The sequence below is a fragment of the Stakelama marina genome (assembly GCF_018122655.1).
Classification (GTDB): domain Bacteria; phylum Pseudomonadota; class Alphaproteobacteria; order Sphingomonadales; family Sphingomonadaceae; genus Sphingomonas; species Sphingomonas marina.
The window spans coordinates 45595-62178 of the sequence record NZ_JAGRQC010000002.1 but is presented as its reverse complement, the minus strand read 5'-3'; the positions used below and the strand labels follow the sequence as shown (position 1 = coordinate 62178).

Here is a 16584-nt window from a genome sequence, read left to right as displayed (position 1 = left end):
CGAAACGGATATGATTGCACGCCATGACCCTTCCCGTCGTCGCCATTATCGGCCGGCCCAATGTCGGCAAATCGACGCTGTTCAATCGGCTGGTCGGAAAGCGCCTCGCGCTTGTCGATGACCAGCCGGGCGTCACGCGCGATCGGCGTGAGGGCGATGCGCAGCTGCTTGGCCTCGAATTCCGCATCATCGACACAGCGGGCTATGAGGATGAGGACGCGGCGACGCTTCCCGGGCGGATGCGAGCGCAGACCGAGGCGGCGGTGCGCGATGCCGATGTCGCGCTGTTCCTCGTCGATGCCCGTGCGGGCCTGACGCCGCTCGACGAGGAGATTGCACGCTGGCTGCGCGCTTCCGAAACGCCGGTCGTTCTGGTCGCGAACAAGGCGGAGGGCCGCGCGGGTGAGGCAGGAATCATCGAGGCGATGGCGCTGGGCATGGGAGAACCGATCGCGCTGTCGGCCGAACATGGCGAAGGTACGGCCGACCTGTTCGAAGCGTTGCTGCCGCATGTCGAGCGCGATGAACCCGTTGAGGAAGTCGATCCCGATTCGCCCGATGCGCCGCTCAAGCTTGCGGTTGTCGGTCGGCCCAATGCGGGGAAATCGACGCTCATCAACCGGATGCTTGGCCAGGACCGACTGATTACCGGTCCCGAGGCTGGAATTACGCGCGATTCGATCGCGATCGACTGGGAATGGCAGGGTCGCAAGGTGCGCCTGATCGACACTGCGGGCATGCGCAAGCGCGCGCGGGTTCAGGAAAAGCTCGAAAAGCTCTCTGTCGCCGATGCGCTGCGTGCGGTCGATTTCGCCGAGGTCGTGATCCTGCTGCTCGACGCGACGCGCGGGCTCGAGGTGCAGGATATCAAGATCGCGGACAATGTCCTGAAAGAGGGCCGCGCCCTGATAATCGCGCTGAACAAATGGGACGTCGCCGAAAATGAGAGCAGCCTGTTCAACGGCGTGAAGGCGGCGCTCGACGAGGGGCTGGCGCAGGTGAAGGGCGTGCCGCTGCTGACCGTGTCGGCGGCGACGGGCAAAGGCATCGACACGCTGATGAAGGTGGCGTTCGAAACGCGCGATGCGTGGTCGCGCCGTGTGCCGACCGGTGCCCTCAATCGCTGGTTCGAGCGCGCGCTGGAAGCAAGTCCGCCGCCGGCCCCGGGCGGCAAGCGAATCAAGCCGCGCTATCTGACGCAGATCAACGTCCGTCCGCCCAGCTTCACGCTGTTCGGCACGCGAGTCGATCAGCTTCCCGAAAGCTACAAGCGATACCTCATCAACGGGATTCGCCGCGAATTCGGCTTTGGTGCCGTGCCGGTCCGGCTGATGCTGCGTGCGCCCAAAAACCCCTTCGATCGCGAGTGAGCGAGCGCATCGACACGCGCGGAATGCGCTGTCCCTGGCCCGCGATCCGCCTGGCGCGAGCGCTGCGGAGCACCGATGCCGACATGGTGGAGATACTGGCCGACGACCCCGCGGCCGAGCGCGAAATGACCGCGGTCGCTTCGGCGGCTGGCTGGTCGCTGGAGCGGATCGCTGAAAATCATTTTCATGCCCTGCGCTAAATGACCTGTTTACGATCGCTGTCGTACAAATCGTCGGCTGCCACGCCAGGCATGTCGGAGAAGAAGGAATGAATGGGTCGCTCGCCAACCAATCGCTGGTAAACTGGACGTCATTTGCACAGGCTCGTGCCGAGCTTGGGGTGAATTTTGTCCGCATCCTCGGATATTTCAAAGAGGATGGCGTAAAGTCGGTCGGTCAGATCGAAGCGGCGATGCGCGACCAGAATGCGGCTACGATGGTCATTCCGGCGCACACGCTGAAGGGAGAATCGCGGCAATTCGGTGCCGAGCCGCTGTCGGATATCGCGGAGACGATCGAGCAGATCGCGCGTGGATGTGTCGAGCGGCACGACCCGCCGAGCGAAGCGCTCGAGCATGTGGTGAAGCTTCGCCCGATGTTCGAATCGACGCTCGAACTGCTCGAAAAGGAATCGAACCCGCTGGTGGCGCGCAAACCGGTATTCGGCCGGCGCGCCTGATAGCGGCGTCAGCCCTCCTGTTCGGGCCGGGCGTTTAGCTGGATGTAATTTTCGATACCCATGCGTTCGATCATTTCGAACTGGCGTTCGAGCGTATCGACATGTTCTTCCTCGCTGGCGAGGATTTCGCGGAACAGATCGCGGCTCACATAGTCGCGCTTTTCCTCGCAATATTCGATCGCATCGCGAAGCAGCGGCAGTGCTTCCAGCTCGAGATCGAGATCGGCCTTCAGCACTTCTTCGACCGTTTCGCCGATGCGCAAGCGGCCGAGCGCCTGGAAATTCGGCAGCCCGTCGAGAAACAGGATGCGCTCCGACAACATGTCGGCATGCTTCATCTCGTCGATCGACTCTTCATATTCGAACTTGGCGAGACGACCGACGCCCCAATGATCGAGCATGCGGTAGTGCAGGAAATACTGGTTGATCGCGGTCAGCTCGTTTTTCAGCGCCGCGTTCAGAAATTCGATGACCTTTTCGTCGCCCTTCATCTCGTGCCTCCCTGTGTTGCCTCAGGGCTAGGCCGCATCGGCGGCCGGGGCAAGTGTCAGGCGGCGCTGCGTTCGGCCTCGATAATGTCGCGTGCAAAGCGCGTGCACTGACCGCATTTCGGCTCGCGGCCAAGCGCACGATACGCCTGACAGGCGCTGCGTGCGCCCTGGCGCGCGGCGGCGCGGACTTCGGTTTCGCGAATCGCGTTACAGACGCAGACGACCATGAAAATCCCCATCGGTGACGATCGCTGATTAGGGATAATGCGAACGACTTGCAAGAATAATTGCATCTCATTCGCAATTAATCGTCAGCGCTCGGTCGTTGCTCCGCCGGAAATGGGCTGCAACTTGCCGCGAGCGGCGCTCCGCCACAGCCATTCGAGCGGGCCGTACCGAAAGCGCGCCAGCCAGGGTTTCGACCATAAGAGCATCGCCGCGCATACCGCGATGACAACAAGGTACAGCTCGGCGCGCGACAGGCGGCCGAACTGCCCGAAGCCATAGCCGTAGAAAAAGGTCGTACAGACGATGCTGGTGCCCAGATAGTTGCTGAACGCCATCCGGCCCGCCGCCGCGATTCGCGTGGTCAGCGCCCCGCCGGGTCGTGCCGCAAGGATGATGAGTGCGGCCCAGGCGAGGATCATCGGCGGCCGGAACGGCAATGTCAGCACCATCAATCCGACAGCGACGGGAAGCAGCGCGAAGCCGGTCGAGACCAGATATGCGGCGATTGCGGCATAAGCGGGGATGCCGATCGCGAAGCCGACGATCGTCCATTTGGCGTATCGCTTTCGCGGCCATGCGCCGGTCAGCATGCCAGATTTGAGCGCGGCCATGCCGAACAGCATATAGGCAAGCGTTTCCGCGCCCACGAAGACGAAGGCGTTGAGCGGCGTCGCGATATTGTGGGTCAGCCGGTCGGCAAGGATCGGCCCATATCCGCCGCGCATCAGCGCAAGCTGCTCGCCAATCCAGTCTGTCGATGGAACACCGAAACCGTGCTGAAATTGCTCCAGCGCGCGGCGTGCCTGGCCTGCGGTTTCCGCATCGTTCAATCCTGCGAGCGTCGAATGGATGCCGATCGGCATGGTTATCATCAGCAGCCATTGCAGGCCGAGCAGAATGATCCCCGTCCGCACCAGCTTGCGGGTCGGGAAATCACGGAAATAATAAGCGGTCATGCCGACCAGCGCATAGAGAGTCAGAATGTCGCCCCACCAGATAAGCCAGAGGTGAAGCAGCCCGAAGACGAGCAGCCATATCATTCGCGAATAATGGACTCTGGCCGCGCTCTGCCCGCCCATTTCGGCGCGCTCTATCACCAGCAGCATCGACGCTCCGAACAGAAAGGAGAACAGCCCGCGCATCTTGCCGTCGAACAGGATGAAATTGGCGATATAGGCGGCGAGATCGATCCCGCTCGCCCCGCCATAGGCGCGCGGGTTCATATAGGCCGGCTCTGGCATCGCAAAGCCCACGATATTCATGAACAGGATGCCCATCACCGCGACGCCGCGCACGATATCGAGCGTGGCGATCCGTTCGGGCTGCGTCGTCGCCATCAGTTTCCCCCGGCCTGTACCCGTCGATGATAGGTCATGGACGGCGACTTGCCAGCCCGATCAGATCCAGGACGAAATCTGGTCGAGCGGCTTCTTTTCCAGCGCGTGGAGCGGGATCGTGGCGTCGGAGGCCGGGTGGCCCGCTACCACGAGCATGATCGGTTTCTCGTTTGCCGGCCGGTCGCAGACATCGTTGAGAAAGCGCATCGGGTTGGGCGTGTGCGTCAGCGTGGCGATACCGGCGGCATGGAGCGTGGCGAGCAGCAGGCCGGTCGCAATGCCGACGCTTTCGGTGACATAATAATTCTGCCTGTCGTCGCCGGGTTTCAGCCCGCCGCGGCGCTGGCCGAAAATGGCGATCAGCCAGGGTGCGACCTCGATATAGCCCTTATTCTCATCGGTGCCGAGCGGCGCCAGCGCCTCGAGCCATTCCTTGCCCGCCTTTCCGGCGTAGAATTCGCGCTCCTCTGCTTCGGCTCCTTCGCGGATGGCGCGCTTCTTCTCGGGCGAAGCGACGACCGCGAAATGCCAGGGCTGGTGATTGGCGCCGCTGGGCGCGGTCCCCGCGGCGCGGATGGCGGCTTCGATGATTTCGCGCGGAACGGGGGCGTCGGAGAACGCCCGGCACGTGCGCCGCGTCGCGATATGATCGTAAAAGTCCTGCGCGCGTGCGATCCGCTCTGCGTCGCTCGCCTGCGGATAGGGCCGCCATGCGGTGCTGGGGGGCAGGTCGCCGGTCACGCGTCGCGGCCGCTGCGGTTCGACAGTTTGAGCGCGGTCCAGTCGCCGATCGCCGCAGTGTCGGTGGGCGACAGCGAACAGGGACGGGCTGCCTCGCGCACGCTTTCCTCATCGAGGCCGGACTGCCACGCCACCCAGACAAAACCGGCCGGCGCCAGCAGATCGTGGAATGCGTGAAGTTCCTTGGCGAGCGTATCGCGGTCCTCGACAAAGATCAGCGAACCCTCGATCCCCTGTGACGGCGCGGCGAGTTCGTCGAACTCCATCCGGTCCGGGTCGAGCGCTGCGCGGACCGCGGAAGGCAGGTCGCGGAACCACACTTTCATACCGCGATCGAAACCCAGGTCGCGGGCGAGGGGGGATTTGTGATCGGTCATGCAGGCCTCCCTTGGTCAGCCGATAGTATCGGACATTCTACCACCGGCGCGCCTCGCGGTTCCCTCGCTCCTCAGGCGAGCGCGGCGTCCTCGCCCATCAGTTTCGGGAAGAAGCCTTCGTGCGCGGTGCGAAGCTCGTCGATCGTCACGACTGCGTCGACATCCTCGAGCTCGAACACGATGCGGTCCTTGATCGTCCGGCCGAGCAGATCGACGACGACGTCCGCCTTTTCCGCCGCTTCCATGAAATCGGCGGCGAATTCGTCGCGTACCGTGACGACATAGACGCCCTGATCCTCGCCGAAGAACGATCCGGAGACGCCGAAGGGCTGCGCCTCGGTGATCATCGCGCCGATGTTCGAGGCGAGCGCCATCTCGGCGACCGTCACGGCCAGCCCGCCGTCGGAAACGTCATGGCAGGCTGTGACCCATTCCTGTTCGATCGCGGTGCGGATGAAGTCGCCCGCGCGGCGCTCGGCATTCAGGTCGACCGGCGGCGGCGGCCCTTCCTCGCGGCCCAGCACCTCGCGCAGCCACAGCGACTGGCCGAGATGCCCCATCCGGTCGCCGATCACGAGGATCGCGTCGCCGGTGTTCTTGAACCCGATCGTGCACGACTTCTGCCAGTCGGCCAGCAGCCCGACCCCGCCGATCGCGGGGGTGGGGAGGATCGCCGATCCGCCGCCAGTCGCCTTCGACTCGTTGTAGAGCGAGACGTTGCCCGACACGACGGGGAAGTCGAGCGCGGTGCATGCTTCGCCCATGCCCGCCAGGCATCCGACGAACTGGCCCATGATTTCGGGCCGCTGCGGGTTGGCGAAGTTCAGGCAGTTGGTGATGGCGAGCGGTTTCGCGCCCACCGAGCACAGGTTGCGCCACGCCTCGGCCACCGCCTGCTTGCCGCCCTCGACCGGGTCGGCGAAGCAATAGCGCGGCGTGCAATCGGTGGTGATCGCCAGCCCCTTGGCCGTGTCGTGTACGCGCACGACCGCGGCGTCGCCGCCGGGGCGCTGCACCGTGTCGGCGCCGACCATGTGGTCGTACTGCTCCCAGATCCAGCGGCGGCTGGCGATGTCGGGCGAGGCCATCAGCGTCAGCAAATCGGCCTTGATGTCGTTGCTTTCCGGCACTTCCGGCATCGTCGGAACGACGGTCGGCACATGCGGTCGGTCGTAAAGCGGCGCGTCGTCGGCAAGCGGCGCGAGCGGAATGTCCGCAACCGTATCGCCCTGCCACCTCAGCACCATTCGCCCGGTATCGGTGACGCGCCCGATGACCGCGAAATCGAGCTCCCATTTGCGGAAGATCGCCTCCGCCTCGGCCTCGCGACCGGGCTTGAGCACCATCAACATCCGCTCCTGCGATTCGCTGAGCATCATTTCATAGGGCGTCATGCCCTCTTCACGCTGTGGCACGTCGTCCATGACGAGTTCGATGCCGACGCCGCCCTTCGACGCCATCTCGACGCTGGAGGAGGTGAGGCCGGCAGCGCCCATGTCCTGGATGGCGACGATCGCGTCCGACGCCATCAGCTCTAGACACGCCTCGATCAGCAGCTTCTCGGTGAACGGATCGCCGACCTGAACGGTGGGGCGCTTCTCCTCCGAATCCTCGCCGAAATCGGCCGAGGCCATCGTCGCGCCGTGGATACCGTCGCGCCCGGTCTTCGACCCGACATAGACGATCGGATTGCCGACGCCGCTGGCGGCCGAATAGAAAATCTTGTTCGTGTCGGCGACGCCCACCGTCATCGCGTTGACGAGGATGTTGCCGTCATAGGCCTTGTGGAAATTCACCTCGCCGCCGACCGTCGGCACGCCGACGCAGTTGCCGTAGCCGCCGATGCCGTGGACGACGCCCGCGATCAGGTGGCGCATCTTGGGATGATCGGGCCGCCCGAAACGCAGCGCGTTCATGTTCGCGACTGGCCGCGCGCCCATCGTGAAAACGTCGCGCAGGATGCCGCCGACCCCCGTCGCCGCGCCCTGATAGGGCTCGATGTAGGACGGGTGGTTATGCGACTCCATCTTGAAGATCGCCGCCTGTCCGTCGCCGATATCGACGACCCCGGCATTCTCGCCCGGCCCGCAGATCACCTGCGGTCCTTCGGTCGGCAGCTTCTTCAGATGGATGCGCGAGGATTTGTACGAGCAGTGTTCGGACCACATCACCGAAAAGATGCCGAGCTCGGTAAGGTTCGGCTCGCGTCCCATCGCATGGAGGACGCGCTGATATTCTTCCGGGGAAAGACCGTGCTCGGCGACGATCTCGGGCGTGATGGCGGGGCTGACGTCGTTCATGCCAGCGCATTTAGCGAGCGTACTCGGCGACCGCTACAGCTTCGATGCAAAAATCCCGGTTCCAACACCGGCGATCATGCCTATCAGCTCGCGATGTTCGGGCAAGCGATCGACTGCCGCAAGGGCGGTCCGCTGAAGCTCGTCTGCCCGCTCGTTCGCGTGCTCCATATTAGCGAATTGTGCTTCGCGGCCGGAAAGGTCGGGAAAATATTGCATGCCGTAAAGAACTTGCAGATAGTTGGAGAGGCCGAATACTGCGGGCAAACCGCCAACTTCATATTCGCCGGGTGTGCGAAAGCGCCAGTTTTCAAGTTTGCGCTTTAGTGTTTCGGGCCACGTTTCCTGATTACGATTGTCGATCCAGAACCGGGTATCGTCACGCTTGCTGATACAATAGTGCAACTTCACAAAATCGATGATGTCTGCATAGCAATCATTCATCCGTCGGTTGAATTCTTGCGCGGCCACCTTCATCGTCGACTGATCGGGGAACAGGTCGGAAAGCCAGCGTAAGGCAATATCGACAAGATAAATTCCTGTTGATTCAAGCGGTTCGATGAAGCCGCCCGCCAACCCGATAGCGATGCAGTTGCGATGCCACTGTGTTGGGCGGCTGCCAACACGAATACGGATCTCGAAGCTGTCAGCGTTCCGGCCGGCTTCTCCGAGATAAGAACGCAAATTCCGTTCGGCATCCTCCGCTTCGCAATAGCGGGAAGAGTATACATAGCCGACGCCCCGTCGTTCGGAGAGCGGAATATCCCAAATCCATCCGTGCGGCCGAGCGGTGGCGACCGTGAAAGGGGGGATGGGCGCATCAGGCGTTTCATAGAGGGGCCTGCAAACGACCGCACGATCGCAAAATAATTGGTCGGTCGCGTCGTCGAAGCGAACGCCCAGAGCTTTTTCGATGAGGAGCGCCGCGAAGCCGGTACAGTCGATAAAGAGGTCGGCTTCAAGCTTTCCGTGGCGATCGGTTACAAGGGCTGCAATATCGCCGTTTGCATCGAGTTCGACATTTTCCACCTTTCCCAGCAGATGCTTTACGCCCGTCTCGACAGCGACCCTTTGAAGCAGTTTCGCTGCGCGAGCTGCGTCAAAATGATAGGCATATTCGAAAGGACCGGAAAATTCGGGATCGCCGCGGCGTTTGGGCGCACACATTGCATCGCAGATGCGGCCTTCTGGCATTGTATAGTCAACGAATGAGCGTTGTTCGGTATCGCGCTGCTGAAGCCAGTAGGGCGCCATAAGGTCGCGGCCTATCCGGCCGTAACTTCCAAAGGCATGATAATAGCTATGCCGTCTGTGTTCGCTGGGAACGTGTAACCAATCGTCGAAGCGGATGGCGAGCTTGAAGGAGCCCCCGGTTTCGCGAAGAAACTCTCCTTCGGAGATGCCGGTTGCTGCCACCATGCTGCGGATGGGAGGGATCGTCGCTTCGCCAACGCCGACCGTAGCGATGTCAGGTGACTCAATCAGGGTGATTGCCACCCCGCCTTTGGCCGTTCCCAGCTTGCGCGCGAGATATGCGGCAGCAAGCCATCCGGAAGTTCCGCCGCCAACGATGGCTATCGAACGAATGGGCTTCATCAGACCAAGTCTTGTTCGGCTGTCATCGCTAGCACGCGGGAGGAGAGATCAAACATGATTTCGGGTTTAGCGTCAGAGAAGGGTACATGCCAGCTTCCGAGCATGCGGTGCGCGCCGACCCGAATAACGCCTATCATCGGTTCCGCCGCCGCGCCAGCATCCCCAGCACCGCTGCGCCTGCTACAACCGCGGCACCGGCGCCGACCGCCAGCTTGGTTCCCACCCCGTCGCTGTCGCTCGTCGCGCGCAGGCGGTGGAACAGGCTGCGCTTGTTGAGGGGTTCGAACATTTCGTCGGGGCCTTCGGGGTCGAGAACCTCGTTGTCGGCCAGCCATGCCTCAACCTCGTTCAGGTCGGGTGTGACATATCCGCGCAGGTGGCGGCCCGGTTTCGTCAGGCTGTCGATCGTTTGGATCAGCGAACCCGTTTCGGCCATGCGCTGCGCCACCGTTTCGATATCGCTGCCGGTATGTTCTGCGATCAGATCATAGGCGACGCGCGATACCGCGGCTCCGCATTCGGGATCGGGCGTGCGCGAGGCGTCGATCGTCACGTCGCATTCGGTGTCGAGCCGCATCGAGCGATTGTTGAAATTGGACGATCCGACGCGGAGGATCTCGCCGTCGATGACCGTGACCTTGGCATGGATGTAGATCTCGTCACCGGCGGCGTTTTCGGCATGATAAAGGCGAAAGCGCCCATATTTGTCGCGCCGCCGCAGCGCCTCGAACAGCCGCGCGCGGGCGGTGTCCATGGCGATCGGTTCGAGCCACCCTTCGGCATGGACGGGATTGACGATCACGATCTCCGGCCCGTCGCGTTCGTCCAGACGCTTGGCAATTGCTTCGGCGATCTTGCGCGACGCGAAATACTGGCTTTCGGCGTAAATCCATCGTTCGGCGCGCGCGATCAGGTCACAGTAAAGCTGCTCGATCTCGTGAACCGGCGGCTGTTCCGGCATGTCGGGATAAGACCGCGAAATCGCGACATCGACATCCGAAAAGGCCACGGGAAGCTGGTCCGGCCAGCAACCGGTGACGGGTGGAGGGGCTTCCAACCGTTCGCCGCCGGCGCGTTCCCAGCGGTTGCGGCAGAGTTCGCCCAGCGCCTTCGCTACCGGCCCGGAAAGCGCGGTCGTCGCGTCGTGCCACGGTCCATAGGGTGTGTCGTCGGGCTCCCTACGGCGCGCATCGCCCGGTGTATGATCGCGCGTGTCCCAGCGGTCGCCGGTCATGTCGATGCCGCCGCAAAAGGCCAGGCAGTCGTCGATCACGACGATCTTTTGATGATGCGATGCCCCGGTGGGATGAAAGCTGTCGAGCTTCAGATGGATCCGCTTGTGCCACCACCAGCGCGCGATCGTCGCGATGGTGCTGCCGCGGATCATGCTCTTCATCGCGCCCGTATCCCAGCGCAGGATATGGACCTGCAGGTCCGGATTTCGTTCGACGAGCCAGTCGATGAATGCACCGACAGTAGCAGGCGCCGAATCCTGCTTGTCGTAAACCAGCCTGATCCGCGCATCGAAATCCCAGCCGATCAGCAGCAACTGGTGCTTCGCGTCGCACATCGCGTCGCGAACGAGCCGGAAATAATCTTCGGCGTCGACGATCACCGTGGCCTTGTCGGCGCGTTCGATCCGCCAACAGTTGCGGCCGGGTTCGATTGCCGGGGAAAAGCGTGCCACGTGGGAGCCTCCGCTTACAGGATTTCCCGAACCGTTTCGGGCGGGCGGCCCAAGCGGACGCCCTTTTCGGTTTCAACCAGCGGGCGCTCGATCAGAATGGGATGCTCGACCATCGCGTCGAGAACGGCATCATCGTCGGCCGATCTGAGGTTGAGGTCCTTCGCCACGGCTTCGTTCTTGCGCAGGCCGTCGCGCGGGGTCATCCCGGCGCGTTCGTAGAGCGCCGCAAGCTGGTCGCGGGTCGGCGGGTGCTTCAGATATTCGACGATATTGACCTGCACATCGGGCGCTTCGTCGAGGATCTTGAGTGCCTCGCGCGATTTGGAGCAGCGCGGATTGTGTAGGATCGTCGCTTTCATCTGAGGTCCCTTTTCCTTTCGTTCCAGCCGGCGAGCACGGCAAGCACCGCATAGGCGACCAGCGCCGTGATCGGTATCGCGGGCGTCAGCCGTTCCGGCTCTGGACCGAACCAGTCGATGGCCTGAACGGTTGCAAGGATGATTGCAAGAATTGCGAGCGAAAGCGTTCCCGTCGCGCCTCTGGCTCGTGTGCGAACCGCGTAATAGCCCAGCGCGCCGAAGGCCAGGAGCAGTTCGAGCGGCATTTCGATCGCCGGAAAATTCCACAGTCCGAGGCCGAATTTCGGCGGCGATCCCGCCAATGTCAGGTCGGGCCGGTGGACGAGCAGGTCGAGCAGCCAGTGCGACAGCACCACCGCACCGGCCAGCGCCGCCGCGGTCAGGTCGCGCTTCCATGCCCAGACGATCAGCGCGAACAACACCGCCCATCCGGCGCTGCCGGCAAGGCTGTGCGTCCACGGCATGTCGTACAGGTCCATCGGGTTCATTCGCGTGATGCCGGGAACGATGCGCATATGCTCGGCCCCTGCCAGTACGAACGAGAAAAACCCGATATCGACCAGTTGCGCGGCGACGAACAGCGTGCCGAGCCCCGGCGAGCGTTTCGACGTCGCGGCGACGAATGCCGGTGCATAGTGACCGATGAACATGGCAGCCTCTCCCCCAATTCACGACGGAGAAGCGTAGAGGCCAGTCGGCTGCCTGACCAGCGGCAGCGGCGCGGGGGCTGCCGCCGCCGGTCAGCGAAACATCAGGCCTCGGCGGGAACTTCCTCGCGCTTCAGCCACTCTTCGAGCCACTTGATCGTATAGTCGCCCTTCTGGAACTCGGGATCGTCGAGCAGCGCTTGGTGGAGGGGCACCGTCGTCTTGACGCCTTCGATCGCCATTTCCTCCAGTGCCCGACGCAGCCGCATCAGGCAGCGTTCGCGCGTGGTGCCATAGACGATCAGCTTGGCGATCATGCTGTCGTAATAGGGCGGGACGCGGTAGCCGCTGTACAGCCCGCTATCGACGCGCACATGCATGCCGCCGGGGGCGTGGAATTGCGTCACCGTACCGGGCGACGGCGCGAAGGTGCGCGGGTCCTCTGCGTTGATGCGGCATTCGATGGCATGGCCGTGGAAGGTGACCTGATCCTGCGTGACCGACAGGCCGCGCCCCTCGGCGACGCGAATCTGTTCGCGCACGAGGTCGAGTCCGGTTATCGCCTCGGTCACCGGATGTTCGACTTGAAGCCGCGTGTTCATCTCGATGAAATAGAACTCGCCATTTTCCCACAGGAACTCGATCGTTCCGGCGCCGCGATAGCCCATTTCCGCCATCGCATCGGCGACGATTCCGCCCATCCGGTCACGCTCGGCATGGCCGAGGACGGGCGAGGGCGCTTCCTCGAGCACCTTCTGGTGGCGGCGCTGCAACGAACAGTCGCGCTCGCCGAGATGGACGGCATTGCCTTCGCCGTCGCCGAACACCTGGAACTCGATATGGCGCGGGTTGCCGAGATATTTTTCCATGTAGACGGTGGCATCGCCGAACGCCGCCTTGGCCTCGCTGCCCGCCTGCTTCATCAGCGTCTCGAGCTGGTCTTCGCTCGGCACCACCTTCATGCCGCGACCGCCGCCGCCCGACGCCGCCTTGATGAGCACCGGATAGCCGATCGCGTTGGCGACCTGCTTCGCCTCCTCGACATCGTTCAGCGGGCCGTCCGAGCCGGGAACGAGCGGCAGGCCGAGCGCGCCCGCGGTACGCTTCGCTTCCACCTTGTCGCCCATCACGCGGATATGTTCGGGCTTCGGGCCGACGAACAGGATGTCGTGGCTCTCGACGATCTCCGCGAACTTCGCGTTCTCGCTCAGAAAGCCATAGCCCGGATGCACCGCATCGGCGCCCGAAATCTCTGCCGCCGAAATGATGTTCGGGATGTTGAGATAGCTTTCGGTCGCCGAGGGCGGGCCGATGCAGATCGCTTCGTCGGCCAGGCGAACGTGCATCGCATCGGCATCGGCGGTCGAATGCACCGCGACGGTCTTGATGCCCATTTCGTGGCAGGCGCGGTGAATGCGCAGCGCGATCTCGCCGCGATTGGCGATCAGCAGCTTCTTGATCTCGCGCATCGGCTTACTCGACGACGACGAGCGGCTGGTCGAACTCGACCGGCTGGCCGTTCTCCACGAGCACCTGCTTGACGGTGCCTGCGGCGGGCGCCGCGATCGGGTTCATCACCTTCATCGCCTCGACGATCAGCAGCGTGTCGCCCGCCGCGACTTGCTGGCCGACCGATATGAACGGCTTGGCGCCGGGTTCGGCGGCCAGATAGGCGGTGCCGACCATCGGCGACTTCACCGCATCGACATCGCTTGCCGACGGGCCGACCGGATCGACGGTCGGAGCGGAAGGCGCTGCCGCCTGTTGCTGGGCGTGCGGTTGCGGCGCCATGGCCATTGGCGGCGCCTGATATTGCTGGGCGGCGGCGCTGACCTTGCGCGCCACGCGGACCTTGCGGTCGCCGTCCTCGACCTCGATTTCGGTGAGCTGTGTGTCATCCAGAACGCTGGCAAGCTGACGAACCAGATCGATGTCGATCTGCATTTCGCCGTGATTCTTCTTTTCTTCGGCCATATGCCCCTCAGTCAAACAAGCGCGCCCTGTGTCAGAAGCGCGCGGCGGCTTCAAGCGCGAGGATGTAGGAAAGCGCGCCGAAGCCAGCGATGGTTCCGCGAGCGGCACGACCGACATAGCTGATATGCCGAAATTCTTCGCGCGCATGCGGGTTGGAAAGATGTATTTCGATGACCGGCGTATTTATCGCCTTCACCGCGTCGTGCAACGCTACGGAAGTGTGGGTGTAGCCGCCGGGATTGAGGATTACCGCCTTCGCCTTACGCGACTGCGCCTCGTGCAGCCAGTCGATCAGGTGCCCTTCATGGTTCGACTGGCGCATGTCGATCTCTAGGTCGAGTTCGCGCGCCCGGTCCTCGAGCTGCCCGGCAATGTCGTCAAGCGTGTCGGAACCATAGATTTCGGGCTCGCGCAGCCCGAGCAGATTGAGATTGGGGCCGTTGAGGACATAGATCGTATCGGCCAAGTTCCATGTCCTCCTCGGTTGCGGGCGGCGGCTGCCGGACCATATAGCGGTTGAAATTCTTTTCCCCCTTAGCCGCGATGCCACCTGGAAGTCGAGGCGGCGGCTGATCTGAACGAAGGACGGACATGCACAAGGACGGCACGGTCACCATCCGGGTAAATGGCGAGCACAAGCGCGTGACGGCGGGACTGACGCTCGCCGATCTGGCGCGAGAGCTTGGCCTGGTGCCCGAAAAGGTCGCCGTCGAACGCAATCTGGAGGTCGTGCCGCGTTCGACGCTGGGCGATGTAAAGGTCGAGGACGGCGACGAGCTGGAGATCGTTCATTTCGTCGGCGGCGGCGATCATGCCGCGAGCATCGACGACGACACATGGTCGGTCGCCGGCCACACCTTCCGCTCGCGGCTGATCGTCGGCACAGGCAAGTACAAGGATTTCGAACAGAATGCCGCCGCGCTAGAGGCATCGGGTGCGGAGATCGTCACCGTGGCGGTGCGCCGCGTGAATGTCAGCGATCCCAAGGCGCCGATGCTGACCGACTATATCGACCCGAAAAAGATCACCTATCTGCCCAACACCGCCGGCTGTTTCACCGGCGAGGAAGCGATCCGCACGCTGCGGCTGGCGCGCGAAGCGGGCGGCTGGGATCTCGTCAAGCTGGAGGTGCTGGGCGAGGCGAAGACGCTCTACCCCGATATGGTCGAGACGCTGCGCGCGACCGAAATCCTGGCCAGGGAAGGCTTCAAGCCGATGGTCTATTGCGTCGACGATCCGATCGCGGCGAAGCGGCTGGAGGATGCCGGCGCGGTGGCGATCATGCCGCTGGGCGCGCCGATCGGCTCTGGCCTCGGCATCCAGAACCAGGTGACGATCCGCCTGATCGTCGAGGGCGCGAACGTGCCCGTGCTGGTCGATGCGGGCGTCGGCACCGCGTCCGACGCTGGCGTCGCGATGGAGCTGGGCTGCGACGGCGTGCTGATGAACACGGCGATCGCCGAAGCGAAAGACCCGATCATGATGGCGCGGGCGATGAAGCTGGCTGTCGAAAGCGGCAGGCTGTCCTATCGCGCCGGGCGAATGGGCAAGCGCCGCTATGCCGATCCGTCGAGCCCGCTGTCGGGCCTGATCTGAGGCGCGATGACAAGCGCGGCGATGGGAGAAAGTCGAATGAAGATGCTGTTCCTCTCGCTAACCGCCGCCATGCTGGCGGGATGTTCGTCGCAACCTGCGAGCACTTCCGAAGCCAATCAAGCGCCTGCCGCGGTCACGGCCAATTCGCAGGCCGACGTTGCCGAAGGCGACGCGCTGATGCTGACTGCCGCCGACGGTGAACGCGTGTTCGGCACCATCTACCGCGCCGCGCAGCCCAAGGCGATCATCCTGCTCTTCCATCAGGCGGGGTCGAGCAAGGAAGAATATGCGACGATCGGGCCGCGCCTCGCGAAAGCGGGCTATTCGGCGCTGGCGATCGACCAGCGTTCGGGCGGTGACATGTTCGGTGGCAACCAGACGGTACAGGCCGCAGGCGGTTCGACCGGCTATCTCGACGCCATTCCCGATCTGGAGGCCGCGCTCGCCTGGGCGCAGGCGCAAAGCCCGCGGCTTCCCATCGCGGTGTGGGGCAGCAGCTATTCCTCTTCGCTCGTCTTTCCGCTGGTCGCTGCGCATCCGCAAGCGGTGAAGGCGGTGCTCGCCTTTTCGCCGGGTGAGTATTTCGACGACAAGTCGATGGTGCGAAAGGCGGCGGCGAAGGTCGATGTTCCGGTCTTCATCACCTCTGCCCCCGGCGCCGAGGAGGTCGACCGGGCAAAGGCGATCTACGATGCGCTGCCCGGCGACGGCAATGTCCGCTACGTGCCCCAACAGGGTGTTCACGGATCATCGACGCTGATCGTCTCACGCGACCCCCAAGGCGCGGAGACCAACTGGCAGGCGGTCATGGCGTTTCTGAACCGCACGCTCGGCTGAGCCATTTCGGGGCTGCGCCCGACAACCGGGAAACACGACGAACCGTTGCACTTCAACGGAACATGCAGCGCGCCCCGCTCGTTCATTAATCGTGAATTTAAAGTGGCTTGCACCTTCGCGGGCCGCATGACTGAGGAGATTCGCGATGGGTGAACTCAAGGACAAGGTAAAGGGCAACCTCAACGAGGCTGCCGGCAAGATCAAGCAGCAGTCGGACAATCCGGAAACGCGCGAAGAAGGTGCCGAGCAGGAAGGCAAGGGCAAGGCCCAGCAGTTCAGCGGAAAGGTGAAAGGCGCACTCGGCGACGACATCTGATCGCTGGACGAAGCGACACGAAAAGGCCGCGCACGGGAAACCGTCGCGGCCT

Annotated in this window: 19 protein-coding genes; 6 read left to right on the top strand and 13 right to left on the bottom strand. The window is 63.3% G+C overall.

What is annotated here, in order from left to right:
* Positions 1-23: 23 nt before the first annotated feature.
* The 3 genes from der (at position 24) to J7S20_RS06665 (ending at position 2049) form a co-directional block, all read left to right on the top strand.
* A complete protein-coding gene (gene der / locus J7S20_RS06675) occupies positions 24-1370 on the top strand; it encodes a ribosome biogenesis GTPase Der (protein WP_284053471.1) in 1347 nt (448 codons plus the stop codon).
* Positions 1367-1570 carry a sulfurtransferase TusA family protein gene (locus J7S20_RS06670; protein ID WP_284053470.1) on the top strand — a complete coding sequence of 68 codons (204 nt, stop codon included), beginning with the start codon at positions 1367-1369 and terminating at the stop codon, positions 1568-1570. Before der ends, J7S20_RS06670 begins: the two co-directional genes overlap by 4 nt.
* Positions 1571-1638: 68 nt before the next feature.
* Positions 1639-2049, top strand: a complete 411-nt coding sequence (locus J7S20_RS06665) for an Hpt domain-containing protein (protein WP_284053469.1) — start codon at positions 1639-1641, stop codon at positions 2047-2049.
* A gap of 8 nt (positions 2050-2057) precedes the next feature.
* Here J7S20_RS06665 and bfr read toward each other — a convergent pair whose 3' ends face one another.
* The 13 genes from bfr to aroQ form a co-directional block, all read right to left on the bottom strand.
* Positions 2058-2540, bottom strand: coding sequence for a bacterioferritin (gene bfr / locus J7S20_RS06660; RefSeq protein WP_284053468.1), 483 nt, complete (start codon positions 2538-2540; stop codon positions 2058-2060).
* Positions 2541-2596: 56 nt separating this feature from the next.
* Positions 2597-2767, bottom strand: a complete 171-nt coding sequence (locus tag J7S20_RS06655; protein WP_284054026.1) for a (2Fe-2S)-binding protein — start codon at positions 2765-2767, stop codon at positions 2597-2599.
* An 84-nt stretch (positions 2768-2851) separates the two neighbouring features.
* Positions 2852-4105, bottom strand: coding sequence for a DUF418 domain-containing protein (locus J7S20_RS06650; RefSeq protein WP_284053467.1), 1254 nt, complete (start codon positions 4103-4105; stop codon positions 2852-2854).
* Between the two features lie 60 nt (positions 4106-4165).
* Positions 4166-4846: a nitroreductase family protein gene (locus J7S20_RS06645; RefSeq protein WP_284053466.1), complete on the bottom strand. Its 681-nt coding sequence runs from the start codon at positions 4844-4846 to the stop codon at positions 4166-4168.
* Complete coding sequence (locus tag J7S20_RS06640) at positions 4843-5223, bottom strand: hypothetical protein (RefSeq protein ID WP_284053465.1); 381 nt, start codon at positions 5221-5223, stop codon at positions 4843-4845. The genes J7S20_RS06645 and J7S20_RS06640 overlap by 4 nt, the downstream gene beginning before the upstream one ends.
* A gap of 71 nt (positions 5224-5294) precedes the next feature.
* Positions 5295-7523 carry a phosphoribosylformylglycinamidine synthase subunit PurL gene (gene purL, locus J7S20_RS06635; RefSeq protein ID WP_284053464.1) on the bottom strand — a complete coding sequence of 743 codons (2229 nt, stop codon included), beginning with the start codon at positions 7521-7523 and terminating at the stop codon, positions 5295-5297.
* A 33-nt stretch (positions 7524-7556) separates the two neighbouring features.
* On the bottom strand, positions 7557-9116 hold the full coding sequence (locus J7S20_RS06630; protein ID WP_284053463.1) for a tryptophan halogenase family protein: 1560 nt from the start codon (positions 9114-9116) through the stop codon (positions 7557-7559).
* A 133-nt stretch (positions 9117-9249) separates the two neighbouring features.
* Positions 9250-10803 (bottom strand): phospholipase D-like domain-containing protein, encoded by a 1554-nt coding sequence (locus tag J7S20_RS06625; protein ID WP_284053462.1) that lies wholly within the window; start codon positions 10801-10803, stop codon positions 9250-9252.
* Positions 10804-10817: 14 nt separating this feature from the next.
* A complete protein-coding gene (gene arsC, locus J7S20_RS06620; RefSeq protein ID WP_284053461.1) occupies positions 10818-11162 on the bottom strand; it encodes an arsenate reductase (glutaredoxin) in 345 nt (114 codons plus the stop codon).
* Entirely contained in the window at positions 11159-11812 is a 654-nt protein-coding gene (locus J7S20_RS06615) for a hypothetical protein (RefSeq protein WP_284053460.1), read from the bottom strand. Before J7S20_RS06615 ends, arsC begins: the two co-directional genes overlap by 4 nt.
* A 101-nt stretch (positions 11813-11913) precedes the next feature.
* Complete coding sequence (gene accC, locus J7S20_RS06610) at positions 11914-13278, bottom strand: acetyl-CoA carboxylase biotin carboxylase subunit (protein ID WP_284053459.1); 1365 nt, start codon at positions 13276-13278, stop codon at positions 11914-11916.
* Positions 13279-13282: 4 nt separating this feature from the next.
* The gene (gene accB, locus J7S20_RS06605; protein ID WP_284053458.1) at positions 13283-13783 is read right to left on the bottom strand and encodes an acetyl-CoA carboxylase biotin carboxyl carrier protein; all 501 of its coding nucleotides are present in this window, start codon (positions 13781-13783) and stop codon (positions 13283-13285) included.
* Between the two features lie 31 nt (positions 13784-13814).
* Positions 13815-14249, bottom strand: coding sequence for a type II 3-dehydroquinate dehydratase (gene aroQ, locus J7S20_RS06600; RefSeq protein WP_284053457.1), 435 nt, complete (start codon positions 14247-14249; stop codon positions 13815-13817).
* A gap of 125 nt (positions 14250-14374) precedes the next feature.
* Between aroQ and thiS the strand changes: the two genes are divergently transcribed.
* The 3 genes from thiS to J7S20_RS06585 all read left to right on the top strand — a co-directional run bounded on the left by thiS (position 14375) and on the right by J7S20_RS06585 (position 16532).
* The gene (gene thiS / locus J7S20_RS06595) at positions 14375-15379 is read left to right on the top strand and encodes a sulfur carrier protein ThiS (RefSeq protein WP_284053456.1); all 1005 of its coding nucleotides are present in this window, start codon (positions 14375-14377) and stop codon (positions 15377-15379) included.
* Between the two features lie 36 nt (positions 15380-15415).
* Entirely contained in the window at positions 15416-16216 is an 801-nt protein-coding gene (locus J7S20_RS06590) for an alpha/beta hydrolase (protein WP_284053455.1), read from the top strand.
* Between the two features lie 145 nt (positions 16217-16361).
* Complete coding sequence (locus tag J7S20_RS06585; protein ID WP_284053454.1) at positions 16362-16532, top strand: CsbD family protein; 171 nt, start codon at positions 16362-16364, stop codon at positions 16530-16532.
* Positions 16533-16584: the final 52 nt, after the last annotated feature.

What these genes read in the sequence shown, in the direction of transcription:
- der (WP_284053471.1), top strand. Translation starts at nt 24, where the DNA reads ATGACCCTTCCCGTCGTCGCCATTATCGGCCGGCCCAATGTCGGCAAA.
- J7S20_RS06665 (WP_284053469.1), top strand. Translation starts at nt 1,639, where the DNA reads ATGAATGGGTCGCTCGCCAACCAATCGCTGGTAAACTGGACGTCATTT.
- bfr (WP_284053468.1), bottom strand. Translation starts at nt 2,540, where the DNA reads ATGAAGGGCGACGAAAAGGTCATCGAATTTCTGAACGCGGCGCTGAAA.
- J7S20_RS06655 (WP_284054026.1), bottom strand. Translation starts at nt 2,767, where the DNA reads ATGGTCGTCTGCGTCTGTAACGCGATTCGCGAAACCGAAGTCCGCGCC.
- J7S20_RS06650 (WP_284053467.1), bottom strand. Translation starts at nt 4,105, where the DNA reads ATGGCGACGACGCAGCCCGAACGGATCGCCACGCTCGATATCGTGCGC.
- J7S20_RS06640 (WP_284053465.1), bottom strand. Translation starts at nt 5,223, where the DNA reads ATGACCGATCACAAATCCCCCCTCGCCCGCGACCTGGGTTTCGATCGC.
- purL (WP_284053464.1), bottom strand. Translation starts at nt 7,523, where the DNA reads ATGAACGACGTCAGCCCCGCCATCACGCCCGAGATCGTCGCCGAGCAC.
- J7S20_RS06630 (WP_284053463.1), bottom strand. Translation starts at nt 9,116, where the DNA reads ATGAAGCCCATTCGTTCGATAGCCATCGTTGGCGGCGGAACTTCCGGA.
- arsC (WP_284053461.1), bottom strand. Translation starts at nt 11,162, where the DNA reads ATGAAAGCGACGATCCTACACAATCCGCGCTGCTCCAAATCGCGCGAG.
- J7S20_RS06615 (WP_284053460.1), bottom strand. Translation starts at nt 11,812, where the DNA reads ATGTTCATCGGTCACTATGCACCGGCATTCGTCGCCGCGACGTCGAAA.
- accC (WP_284053459.1), bottom strand. Translation starts at nt 13,278, where the DNA reads ATGCGCGAGATCAAGAAGCTGCTGATCGCCAATCGCGGCGAGATCGCG.
- accB (WP_284053458.1), bottom strand. Translation starts at nt 13,783, where the DNA reads ATGGCCGAAGAAAAGAAGAATCACGGCGAAATGCAGATCGACATCGAT.
- thiS (WP_284053456.1), top strand. Translation starts at nt 14,375, where the DNA reads ATGCACAAGGACGGCACGGTCACCATCCGGGTAAATGGCGAGCACAAG.
- J7S20_RS06590 (WP_284053455.1), top strand. Translation starts at nt 15,416, where the DNA reads ATGAAGATGCTGTTCCTCTCGCTAACCGCCGCCATGCTGGCGGGATGT.
- J7S20_RS06585 (WP_284053454.1), top strand. Translation starts at nt 16,362, where the DNA reads ATGGGTGAACTCAAGGACAAGGTAAAGGGCAACCTCAACGAGGCTGCC.